We start from the raw sequence: 11,578 nt of genomic DNA, 5'->3' as shown, positions 1-11,578 counted from the left end.
TTTCGGGAATTTTTGTTGAGTTAGATACAACAATTATACCAGAAAGAGGGGGTCATTGTTTTTTTTCTTAAAAACAGCTACAATCCTTGCAATTGCAGGGTCTTAAATAAATAAAACAAAGATAGTGTTAACACTATCATATTTACATAAGGAGGTATTGTATGAACAAAATCTTTAATTTTCCAATGAATGTACCGGAACAAGAACAAAATAAACAACCTGGTTTAGAATCGTTAATGAACCCAAAACCTATTTTTGATAATCCAAATTGCATAGGTTCTGACAAATTGCTAAACAAAGTTGCTTTAATAACCGGTGGCGATAGTGGCATCGGTAAAGCAATTGCTCTTGCATATGCTAGAGAAGGCGCCGATATAGCGATAGTTTATCTTAATGAACATGAAGATGCAGAAAATACAAAAAAACTTATTCAAGCAAAGGGTAGAAAATGTATCTTGATACCTGGTGATATAGGTGACGATATTTTTTGCAAAAATGCTATAAATAAAACAATAAATGAATTAAAAAAAATAGATATTCTTTTGAATAATGCTGGCGAACAACATCCTCAAAATAGTATTGAAGACATTACAAAACAGCAATTAGAAAGAACTTTTAAAACTAATATTTTTGGAATGTTTTATATGGTAAAGGCAGCATTACCACATTTGAAAGAAAACGCCGTAATTATAAATACCTCTTCAATTACAGCATATAAAGGACACGAGACTTTAATTGATTACTCATCGACTAAGGGAGCAATAGTTACTTTTACTCGTTCTTTATCACTTTCCCTTCAAAGCAGGAAAATACGGGTAAATGCAGTTGCTCCAGGTCCTATATGGACACCACTTATACCATCTTCCTTTAGTGCTGTTGAAGTCGGCAAATTTGGTAGTAATACACCCATGGGAAGGCCAGGTCAACCTGTTGAGCTCTGTGAAACTTATGTATTCTTAGCTTCTGAAGGTGCCTCTTATATAAGTGGTGAGACTATTCATGTGAATGGTGGTACTGTTATAAACGGTTAGAACTAGGTAAACTTATGCTTTCTATATTTAGTTTTTCTTTCATTTCTAAAAAATTAAGACATATTGCATAAACAGGTATTTTATGATGCCTGTTTATGTTTAGTTGAACAATTTAAAATCATATATATTCCAAAACATAATCTTTTACTATTTTGTAATGTCCATTAATGAACTTAATCATAGAACTATTTTTATTACTTCACTTATTATTCAAAATTATCTTTAACTCTAGAGCTATTATAAATATAGCTCTAGAGTTAATTTTCAAAAAATATTTTTAAAAATATTTATAAATAATTCGTATTATAAAATTATTATTGGAAATAGTCATACTAATCTTGTTAATATATCCACACATATATTAATAGTTCATAGGCAATATTATATAATAAATATATTATTAAAAAGTAATTGTATTTTTGTAAAATGTTTATATTTTTAGTAACAGTTTTGATTTTTTTTAGGAGGAGAATATTATTATGAAAAAACTTTTTACTTTCACACTTATTATTAGTTTACTTCTTAATATATGGAATTCAGCAATTGCTCCTGCTTTAGATGTTACTAATAATGAAAAAAACGCTCATAAGTACAATGTAACAATGAAACAAGACTTGTTATGTTTAATGTTAGCTTATCCTGAATATATTGCAAATATTGAGCAAAATAATGATTATGTTTTTCTAATAATGAAATCAGGAAAAAAATTGATTTATGATGATAAAAAGCAAAAGAATACACAAGAAAAATTAACAAATCCAGACATTCAAGACACACTAGATCAACTCTATCCGCTCACAGATATTAAAAAAATTATGTTGAAAAATTTCGATCCTGGTCGATGTCGTAATTATGGATTATTATCAGAAGTTTATGGTGTTTCGAGACAAACAATAGAATCGCAACTTACAAAAGTTAATGTTTGTTATCACAATTACCAATTTAATAGTAGCAGCGGAGCAGCAATTTCTCTCCAATCTGTTATGAAACAATTGTTACCTATGTCTGAAAAAAGTCCAAATATTAGGAAATGTCTTTTCCCTTGTAGTGGTACTTTCAATTATCGCGTAATTTCTGGCACAGGTCGATTAAGTCCTCATTCATATGGAATTGCTATAGATCTAGCTAGTGATAAAAGAGATTATTGGAAATGGGCCTCTAAGGAAGAAGGTGAAAAAAGGTTGGCCTCATATTCTAATGAATTAGTAAAAGTTTTTGAGGCTAATAATTTTGTTTGGGGAGGTAAATGGTCACACTTTGACATACTACATTTTGAATATAGGCCAGAAATTATTTTAAAAGCACGATATTTCACAAATAATATAAATTCTAAAAAGCAATGGTATGAAGGTGCCCCATTACAACAAAATAATATAAAAAATGTCATAGAAAAAATAAACAAGTCAATAAAATAATAGGAGTATAATATTATGAATTTTTGCAAAGCGAAAAAATCACAATCATATGTTACTCGGTTTTTTATATTTATCATACTTCTTATAACGATACAAATATGTACAGCTAGCTCTACATACGCTGTTACAGATGAAGAAAAGAAGGAAGTTACAAGTTATATCGATCAAATTTTTCTAAAAAGAAACAAAGCTATATTAAGTGGTGATTTAAAATTAATACAATCACTTTATAATATGGACACAAAATATGGAACTTGGGCATACGAATATGAAAAAAGAAAGATGGATTACATTAATAATTGGGCGCAAAAACAGGGTGTTAAATTTATTAGCATCACGCCAACAGTTTTAGTAAAAAAAATCAGAAATAATGATAATAACTTTTCAGTTTACCTACTGTGTTCTACAGAATATAAGTATGTATATGAAGATCATCCTGAAGTCCAAAACACTTCAAGAATTGGCACTTATCACAATTTACAACTTATGAATAAAGACCATTCTTTGGTTATTTCAAAAGAATGGTATAAGGATCCTTTTGCTAATTCATTAGACTTAGGAAATATTAAAGCAGATTCTATAAAAAAATATATATTATCGCAAAGTTCAAGAGATTTATCCACATTAAGCCAAAGGAGGATAAAAGCTTCAGAATATGCCGATAAATATTGTGGTGCTGCTAGTTTAGCGGAATATAAATATAAGTACAACAAAAAATATAGAGATTATAATCCTAAAGGCGGAGATTGTGCAAATTTTGCATCCCAAATTCTTTTTGAAGGCGCTAATTTCAAAAAAAATTCTGCATGGAATTATGACAAAAACGGGGCAACAAAAGCTTGGCTAAACGCAGATAGCTTTAAAAATTATATGAACTATAGTGGCAGAGCATCAACAATTGCTTATGGCAGTTATGATAAAGTGTATAAAGCAAGTTATAAACTATTACCTGGCGACTTTGTTGCTTATGAAAAAAAGAATGATATTACTCATATATCTGTGGTTACAGGGGTTGATTCAAGAGGCTACTCTTTGGTTAGTTGTCATAATTCAGATAGAAGTAAAGTTCCTTGGGATCTTGGATGGAGTGATAAAAATATCAAATTTTGGTTAATTAGAGTTCATTATTAATAAATAATAAATAATAAAAGGAGAAAACATATGAAAACTGAAGAACAAATTAAATCGGAAGTTACAAGACAAGTTATTGACAGTATGAAAACAACGTTAAATGAAGAACTTACTGAAGTAGAAAAGGAATTTGAGGATACTTATAAAAGCAAACTAGAACAAGAAATACAATACACCTTAGAACTTGCTGAAAGTGGTTTACAACATGCTTCTACAAAAACTATAAAAGTTGAAAATAAAAAATTAATTCAACAATTAGATAATATAAGAAGTGATAAAATAAAAGTTGAAAATAAGATAAAAACGTTAAATGAATTTGAGAACATCTAATAATTATCCTACCCATTATTTTATAAGAGATAATGTCTTAAGTTGACTTATTCATTTCAATATAGTATTATTTAGTTCAGTGAAAAAATAATACTATATTTGTTATATATATTTTTTAGTATAGATAAGGAGAATTAACAAACCATGAATATTTCTACTAAAGGAAGATACGGTTTAAGAGCAATGGTTGATATTGCAGTTCATTCATTTGGGGACTATATACCCTTAAAAATTATTGCCGAAAGACAGGCAATTTCAGAAAATTATTTAGAACAAGTTTTCTCAATACTTAGAAAAGCTAAACTTGTAAAAAGTGCAAGAGGATCACAAGGTGGTTATACATTATCAAGAGAAGCTTCAAAGATTACGGTAGGTGAAGTTTTAAGAATACTTGAAGGTGACTTAAATATTACTGGAGATGACGATGGTGTTTTAGGCCTTGATAAAACCATTAAAGTTTGTATAAACACTCTAGTATGGCAAGAAGTTAATGAACAAATTAATAAAGTTATGGATTCTGTTACATTAGAAGATCTTGTAGAAAAATATAAAAGTCTTAATTCAGAATATACCTTAGACTTCATAATTTAAATAAAGAATAATAACACTTAGATAATCTAAATGTTATTATTCTTTATTTTATTTTATTAACTTTTTCTTAGTAATAATCTTTATCCATTGTTACTATACATCGATATTGTGATGAAATATTTTTAACTCCTGCTTCTATTTTCATAAGAATATTTATTTTCGATTTTTCATTATAGTATGATTTATCTACAACTACGTCAAAAATCAATGTTTTTGCCTCAACGTCCCCTACTACCCTAAAATCATGTATTGATTGAATTCCTTTTATTATAGATAGTTCTTTATTTAATCGTTTTTTTAAATAAATCACATCTGGACTATTACTTTTAAAAGGATCCATATGAATAACTAGATATAAGTTTAGCTTCTCGCCTACTTCTTTTTCTATCTTATCAATAACATCATGAATTTGCATTACAGGAATATCACAAGGTACTTCTGCATGTAGCGAAACCATGTATCTTCCTGGTCCGTAATTATGAATAATTAAATCATGTACTCCAGTAATATATTTATAACTTAAAACTTGGGTGTAGATATTTTTTACTAATTGCTTATCAGGAGCTTTTCCCAATATATAATCTAATGTTTCTTTGCAGAGTGCGAATCCTGAATGTAGTATAAACAAGGATACTATTATGCCTGCATACCCATCTACAGGAAAAGTTGTGAACCTTGTGATAAGTAGTGAACTAGTTACCATTGATAATACAAGTATATCAGTAAAAGATTCTAATGCTGATGCTTTTAAAGCTGAAGAGTTGATAGCAATCCCAATATATTTAGTAAAACGATTAAGAAAAATTTGAAGAGGAAGTGCTAATAACATTAGCAAAAATGATCCCATATTAAATGGAATACTTACCGGTTGAAGAACTCTACCTATAGAACTTCTTAAAAATTCATATCCCACAAAAAAAATAGATAATGAAAATAACAATGAAGTAATGTACTCCACTCTACCATATCCAAATGGATGTTTCGTGTCAGCCGGACGATTAGCTAGCTTGAAGCTTAAAATAGTAATTAAAGACGATACTGCATCCGTTAAATTATGTACAGCGTCTGCTGTAATAGATATACTATTTAAGAAAACACCTACAATAAGTTCTAAAATAAGTATTGTCGTGTTGATAATAAATCCCACTATGCCACCTAACCATCCATATGATTGCCTTACCACTTGTGAACCTACATCCGAATAATTTTTAACGAATTTTTTTATTATAAAATCAAATATAGATTTCATAGAATGAACCTCCTAATTAAATATTATTGGTTAGTTATAACAATATAAATTATTTAAAATAATTAAGTCTAATACTATTATTATGCAACAAGAGCAGTTATTGCTCTGTATATTTTTCAATTTAAGTATTAATATTAATAATTCAGTTTCATTACCATCTACATAAATTTATAAACTATTTTTCAACAAATTTTTGCAAATATATCTTTATATAAACGCATTTTGGCAAATGTTTAGTCACCATATAAGTTTTTACTCCATATATTAAAATGTAAATGATAAAAAGGGAGAACCTATATGGTGTTAATTTTATGTGCATTATCATTTAGCTTATCCTCTAATTTAGATAACTTGGTTATTGGAATAGCTTACGGAATAAAAAAAGTAAAGATAGGAATAATTGCAAATTTTATAATAGCAATCGTGACTTCTACAGCAACATTTTTATCAATGTTAGTTGGATCGTATATATCAAAACTTTTGCCTCACTCCATAGCTAATAGTTTAGGTGCTTTAGTAATTATTATTTTAGGACTATATTTTGTAACTCAAAGCATAATAAAACTTATTAATAACACTAAATCAAAAGAACTCGCATTAAAAGATATAACTGACATGATTGAATATGCTGAAAAATCAGATATGGATAACTCTGGTGACATAAGCATAAATGAAGCTCTTCTTATTGCATTAGGATTGACCTTTAATAACTTAGGAACAGGAATAGCTGCAAGTATAACAGGAGTTAGTATTCAAATCACAGTCTTATCTACATTTATATTAAGTATTATAGCAATTATATTTGGTGTAGCTGCAGGTAATCATGTTTTAGGCAAAATTCTTGGTAAATATGCACCCTTATTTTCAGGAATATTGCTAATACTACTTGGTATAATTGAATTTATAAACTGATATCATCCATTGTTATAAATAAAAAAACACGAATTTATAATGTGACTACAGAACAATTAATTAAAATAATACAACATACTAGAAATAAATTAAATTATAATACTATAGCAAAGAGCACCCAATTGGATGCTCTTAAATAATTATTTTTCATTTACAGATATTACTTCTTCATTTAATTCAAATAAATCTTGTAAAATTCCATCAATAGTATTTTCGTCTATAAATGCTTTCAATTTTGGATTACGTTCTTCTGTATTAATATACTGAAGAAAGTATCCCCCCACTTTTTTAGCAATACTTAACTTAATCGATATATTTTGTTTAACCCCCTCTTTATTATATAAAATAAAAGTAACATTACTGTCTGAATATTTAATTTCTACTTTTTTATAATTCTTTATGTCTATATATTCATTTGAATCAGTTGATGCTCTAATATTTTTTATATTATATTTATCTAGATTATTATTAAATACATCAACAAAATTTTGAATTGAATTGCTAATAATATTTCTATCAATAGTCATATTCCTGAATTGTAGCACCAATTCTTCTTTCCAATTCATCACATTCACCCCCCATATAAACCTTTGTTCTATTCAATAAAAACAATTGCTTGTACATTATTAATGCTTTTGTTATATCTATGCCTTAAATATATATACAACGCTTGCATTATATATTCTTCTATTAGACTATTCATACAAAATAAAAAAGACACCTTTTTCTACTCTCGATATTATTATATGTAAATATTCTTTAACTTTTTACATATAATAACATAAAAACATGATAGTATTTATACTATAAAGATACAATTCGGTAATGAAAACATATATATATAAATAAAAGATTGCACATTTATAATATAATTGCATATACTATAAATGTAGCACTGTACTATAACCGGACGGTAGCTAAAATATATTAAAGAAGTTCAATCTTTTGATTGGACTTCTTTTTATGCAAAAGCCTTTATTATGGATTATCCTTAATAAAGGCTATAAATCATGTTTTGTAAAGGTTATCTTCTTTATAAATTACAGATTTTGTGTTATAATAAATATATTGAGTTGAGGTGATTAATATTATAACAGGAGCACTGAAAGATATATCCACTAAAAAATTAGCTGATGGAATTATACCTTATGCTAAGAAAGAATCAAAACCAACAAACACATTAATATATGATTCGTTTGAAGAGTATCTTAATAACTATAAATCCAATTAAAAACAGAGTATTAGATTTATCTAATACTCTGTTTTTAATTGGATTTTATTATGTTCTAGATATTCAGTGTGCTTTTTTATTTTACGACATTTCACAAGGAAAGTCTCCCACTTCTATAAGTGAGAGGATAACTACCCTAGTTTAGCCCATAGTTTCTAACGAACCACACTATCAACTGTATTGTTTTTCCCTTGAATATTAATTATTAATTTATGTGGGAGGCATACTAACATCTGTCCAGACTGCGAGACCCAACCCTCTTTTACACATATTTTACCCGTACAATCAGCATCTTTAACTCGTATTTTACCTGGAAGTATTTCAATTAAATTATAATTTCCTGTTTTATCGTAAACCTTCCATTCCTTTTGCGTTTTAACAGCATTAAGATCTATAGTTTGAATTATTTTTCCATCAAGTTTAATAATAGCAAAATTATGATTACTTTTAACATATTGTTTGAAAAAAAATGTACCAATGCTACTTATTAAAACTAAACTAATTACCAATATTGCTACAATTTTATCTCCTTTTTTCATATATACACTCCTTTGATAATTATATATGTTTAACCAGTTATGACATAACTTATTTATTATAACTTATAAATATATAAATTAATATCTTTTGTTATTTTCAGTAAAAATCTCTTCTAAACTACTATAACACCATATTAGTTATATAAGTACATAATCAGATTAGCTACCAATACTATAAACGAACACAATAATATTAACACTGCAAAATAAACATGTATTAATTAAACTTAATTTGGGATAATAAGTCTGTTTAATATTATTTTGAATGATATAATAATTCATTAGTTTATATAAACTAAATATAATAAATAAACTTTTACTGCTTTTTATAACTAACGTATCAATTCTATATTGTATTAATTCTTATTTGATTGTTATAATATTATAAATATTATTATTACTTTGCGATTTGATTAAAAATTTGCTTTGACATTTGAAACCAAATGTTGCTATTCTTAAATTTAACAAAATGATATAATATAAATTGAAGATAAAAATACAATAAATCATGTTTAATATAAATCATGTAAAGAAAGTGGGTTTAATAAAGTGAATCATTATAAAGCAACATTAATATTAATATTAGCCTCAGTTATTTATGTCATTAGTTACCCGTTTCACAATACTTTCATAGGAGGTCTTATTTATAGTGGAAGTTGTGCATCTATGATTGGTGGCTTTGCGGATTGGTGGGGCATTAACAAATTACTAAAAAGAACAATTCCTAAAAATAAGCAAAAGATTTTTGACGGATTATCTAACATGGTAAGTGAAGAATTATTAACTAAAGAAACTTTAAAAAAATTACTTAATAGGTATAATACTTCAAAACTAGTTGTTGAAGTATTAAATAATAATACTGAATTAGAAAAGATAAAATCATCACTTAAATTAATGATTGAAAATAATTTAGATAAAATAAGTAGCAAAGATATAAAAGCAGATTTTTCTGCTTTTATTATAAGTATTCTAAAAAAGTTAGATATACATAAATATATTGTTTCTATTATAGATATTTCTTTAAAAACTGAATATGAAGATAAAGTTTTTAATTTTATCTTAGATGAATTAATATTGTATTCTCAAACAAATGATTTTAAAAATATACTTATTAACTTTATAGATAAAACACGCTCCTCTTATGAGCACGGAAACTTAAGGAAAAAAATTATTGATAGATTTAAAGGCAATAATAAAGATTTAGCAATTGATGCAAATGATAATATTGGAAAATATTTAATTAATATGAAAAATAATGATGATGAAAACCGATTAATACTAAAAAAGTGGATAAATGCTAATCTAAATGATTATAAAAATAATTCCAATTTTAAAATTAAAATTGAAAAGTGGAAAATGGAATTGTTACAAAATGTTAAAGTTGAAGAATTTATAAATAAAATGTTAAAAAATTCAATTATAGGTCTAATGAAAGATAATAATTTATATGATACAATTTTTCTTATTATTAAAAATAAACTTATTAATTTAGATGAAAATTCAAATATTTTAAAAAAATTAGATGTTTTTCTTAAAGATATAATAAATAAAATAATAGATAAAGAACATCAAAATATAAGTAAAACGGTTAAACAAAATCTCGTTAATTATACCGATGGTATGCTAATTGAATTAATTGAATCAAACGTAGGAAATGATTTACAGCTAATTAGAATTAATGGTTCTCTTGTTGGCGGCATAGTAGGTATTTTAATGTTCATTATTAAATTTAGTATAGGAGTATAGATATGAGAAATAAAAAAATAGCAGATTTATCGGTTGTTGTTTTAATATTATTAGTCATTATGACTGTTCTTATTAAAATAAATCTTAGAAACAATGAGCTTCTAGAAATGCTAAGTTTTGTTATTGAAGCAGCGTTAGTAGGTTCTATAGCAGATTGGTTTGCTATAACTGCATTGTTTGAAAAACCATTTTTAGTTGGAAAACTTCCCATTATAGCATCACATACTGCTATAATATCTAAGAATAGAGATAGCATAGTAAATGCAGTAAGCAATATGGTTGAAAATAAGTTGCTAAGCAAAAAAGCATTAAAAAACAAAATTGAAGAAATCAATATAATAGATAGCTTAATTAACTTTATCAATAGAAACATAGATACAAAAAGTGAATTATATCAAGTTTTAATAGATTACTTTAAAGAAAAGATAAATAATATCGATACTTTAAAACTTGCTAAATTTTTAGAAACACATTTGAAAGAAAAAATAGAGGTATTCGATTTTTCAGTATATTTAGATAAATATACTGAATATGGGATAAATAATAGTGAATTCAAAGAAATGTTTAATAAACTCATAGATAGTCTAATAATTTATGTTAATGACGATGCTAGAAAAAACATATTAAAAAAATTTGCAAATGATTTTTTAAAAAAAGAATCTAACAGTCTTGTTATGGAAAAATTTATTAATATTTTAAAATCTGTAAATGCAATAAATACTTTAGATGTTGTAAACGCAATTTTAAATCAAATTAATAAAATTCTCTTAAATTTAAAAGATGAAAATGATTTATTGCGTTGTCAATTGATTAAAAATATAGAAAAATCATTTGATAAAATGCTTACAGATAATAAAATAAGAAATAATATTGAAAAATGGAAGACAACAACTTTAAAAGAAATCTCATTGCAGGATGATTTAAATACAATAATTAAAAATGTCATAAAAGTAATTACTTCAAAAGAAATGTTTTTATACAATTATGCTTTACCAAAAACAAATAATTTAAAAAACGATTTATCTGGGAATGAAAATATTGTATCTTTTATTGCAGTGGCAAAAACTAATTTAGGAAAATATTGGAATGTTTTTAAAAATAGTTATATTAATAAGAAAATTATAGATCAATATATTAAACAGTATTTATTTGAATTTATGGGATCAAAATATAAAAATGTAGGTAAGATAGTAAAACAAGTGTTAAATAACATGGATGATAAATCCTTAAATAATTTTGTAAAACAAAAAGCAGGAAATGAACTTCATGGGATTCGTCTTAATGGTTGTATAATAGGTGCATTATTTGGTGGAGTTGTTTTTGTTGTAACTCATTTAATATACGATTTAATATTACCAAACATATTCAATTTTAAGTTTTAACGACATTTCACAAGGAAAGTC

The 11,578-nt window shown here is 26.0% G+C and carries 12 protein-coding genes; 9 read left to right on the top strand and 3 right to left on the bottom strand.

Annotated features, from left to right (window positions below):
* The first annotated feature begins 161 nt into the window (after window positions 1-161).
* The 5 genes from KPL38_RS02660 (at window position 162) to KPL38_RS02640 (ending at window position 4,498) form a co-directional block, all read left to right on the top strand.
* Window positions 162-1,031, top strand: a complete 870-nt coding sequence (locus KPL38_RS02660; RefSeq protein ID WP_216286590.1) for an SDR family oxidoreductase — start codon at window positions 162-164, stop codon at window positions 1,029-1,031.
* Between the two features lie 479 nt (window positions 1,032-1,510).
* Window positions 1,511-2,446, top strand: coding sequence for a M15 family metallopeptidase (locus tag KPL38_RS02655; RefSeq protein WP_216286587.1), 936 nt, complete (start codon window positions 1,511-1,513; stop codon window positions 2,444-2,446).
* A gap of 15 nt (window positions 2,447-2,461) precedes the next feature.
* Window positions 2,462-3,577 carry an amidase domain-containing protein gene (locus KPL38_RS02650; RefSeq protein ID WP_216286585.1) on the top strand — a complete coding sequence of 372 codons (1,116 nt, stop codon included), beginning with the start codon at window positions 2,462-2,464 and terminating at the stop codon, window positions 3,575-3,577.
* Between the two features lie 30 nt (window positions 3,578-3,607).
* A complete protein-coding gene (locus tag KPL38_RS02645) occupies window positions 3,608-3,907 on the top strand; it encodes a hypothetical protein (RefSeq protein ID WP_216286571.1) in 300 nt (99 codons plus the stop codon).
* A 144-nt stretch (window positions 3,908-4,051) separates the two neighbouring features.
* Window positions 4,052-4,498 carry an RrF2 family transcriptional regulator gene (locus tag KPL38_RS02640; protein WP_216286569.1) on the top strand — a complete coding sequence of 149 codons (447 nt, stop codon included), beginning with the start codon at window positions 4,052-4,054 and terminating at the stop codon, window positions 4,496-4,498.
* A gap of 67 nt (window positions 4,499-4,565) precedes the next feature.
* Here the strand turns inward: KPL38_RS02640 and KPL38_RS02635 are convergent, their stop codons facing one another.
* On the bottom strand, window positions 4,566-5,747 hold the full coding sequence (locus KPL38_RS02635) for a cation diffusion facilitator family transporter (RefSeq protein ID WP_216286567.1): 1,182 nt from the start codon (window positions 5,745-5,747) through the stop codon (window positions 4,566-4,568).
* A gap of 297 nt (window positions 5,748-6,044) precedes the next feature.
* Between KPL38_RS02635 and KPL38_RS02630 the strand changes: the two genes are divergently transcribed.
* Window positions 6,045-6,659, top strand: coding sequence for a manganese efflux pump (locus KPL38_RS02630; protein ID WP_216286565.1), 615 nt, complete (start codon window positions 6,045-6,047; stop codon window positions 6,657-6,659).
* A gap of 140 nt (window positions 6,660-6,799) precedes the next feature.
* Here KPL38_RS02630 and KPL38_RS02625 read toward each other — a convergent pair whose 3' ends face one another.
* A complete protein-coding gene (locus KPL38_RS02625) occupies window positions 6,800-7,225 on the bottom strand; it encodes a hypothetical protein (protein ID WP_216286563.1) in 426 nt (141 codons plus the stop codon).
* A gap of 512 nt (window positions 7,226-7,737) precedes the next feature.
* On the opposite strand from KPL38_RS02625, the gene KPL38_RS02620 reads away from it, so the two are divergent.
* Entirely contained in the window at window positions 7,738-7,890 is a 153-nt protein-coding gene (locus KPL38_RS02620; protein WP_216286561.1) for a hypothetical protein, read from the top strand.
* 155 nt (window positions 7,891-8,045) lie between these two features.
* On the opposite strand, the gene KPL38_RS02615 is transcribed toward KPL38_RS02620, so the two are convergent.
* Window positions 8,046-8,429, bottom strand: a complete 384-nt coding sequence (locus KPL38_RS02615; protein ID WP_216286559.1) for a NusG domain II-containing protein — start codon at window positions 8,427-8,429, stop codon at window positions 8,046-8,048.
* Between the two features lie 549 nt (window positions 8,430-8,978).
* On the opposite strand from KPL38_RS02615, the gene KPL38_RS02610 reads away from it, so the two are divergent.
* Both KPL38_RS02610 and KPL38_RS02605 read left to right on the top strand, forming a co-directional pair.
* Entirely contained in the window at window positions 8,979-10,175 is a 1,197-nt protein-coding gene (locus tag KPL38_RS02610; RefSeq protein ID WP_216286557.1) for a DUF445 domain-containing protein, read from the top strand.
* Window positions 10,176-10,177: 2 nt separating this feature from the next.
* Window positions 10,178-11,557: a DUF445 domain-containing protein gene (locus KPL38_RS02605; protein WP_216286555.1), complete on the top strand. Its 1,380-nt coding sequence runs from the start codon at window positions 10,178-10,180 to the stop codon at window positions 11,555-11,557.
* The last annotated feature ends 21 nt before the right edge of the window (window positions 11,558-11,578 follow it).

It is taken from the genome of Clostridium psychrophilum (assembly GCF_018861705.1).
In the GTDB taxonomy this organism is placed as follows: domain Bacteria; phylum Bacillota; class Clostridia; order Clostridiales; family Clostridiaceae; genus Clostridium_AD; species Clostridium_AD psychrophilum.
Note: the sequence above shows the minus strand (reverse complement) of the source record. Positions and strands in the feature narration are given on the sequence as shown.

Bases quoted from the DNA above. Each gene is read 5' to 3' on its own strand.
- KPL38_RS02660 (WP_216286590.1), top strand. From the start codon at position 162: ATGAACAAAATCTTTAATTTTCCAATGAATGTACCGGAACAAGAACAA.
- KPL38_RS02655 (WP_216286587.1), top strand. From the start codon at position 1,511: ATGAAAAAACTTTTTACTTTCACACTTATTATTAGTTTACTTCTTAAT.
- KPL38_RS02650 (WP_216286585.1), top strand. From the start codon at position 2,462: ATGAATTTTTGCAAAGCGAAAAAATCACAATCATATGTTACTCGGTTT.
- KPL38_RS02645 (WP_216286571.1), top strand. From the start codon at position 3,608: ATGAAAACTGAAGAACAAATTAAATCGGAAGTTACAAGACAAGTTATT.
- KPL38_RS02640 (WP_216286569.1), top strand. From the start codon at position 4,052: ATGAATATTTCTACTAAAGGAAGATACGGTTTAAGAGCAATGGTTGAT.
- KPL38_RS02635 (WP_216286567.1), bottom strand. From the start codon at position 5,747: ATGAAATCTATATTTGATTTTATAATAAAAAAATTCGTTAAAAATTAT.
- KPL38_RS02630 (WP_216286565.1), top strand. From the start codon at position 6,045: ATGGTGTTAATTTTATGTGCATTATCATTTAGCTTATCCTCTAATTTA.
- KPL38_RS02625 (WP_216286563.1), bottom strand. From the start codon at position 7,225: ATGAATTGGAAAGAAGAATTGGTGCTACAATTCAGGAATATGACTATT.
- KPL38_RS02615 (WP_216286559.1), bottom strand. From the start codon at position 8,429: ATGAAAAAAGGAGATAAAATTGTAGCAATATTGGTAATTAGTTTAGTT.
- KPL38_RS02605 (WP_216286555.1), top strand. From the start codon at position 10,178: ATGAGAAATAAAAAAATAGCAGATTTATCGGTTGTTGTTTTAATATTA.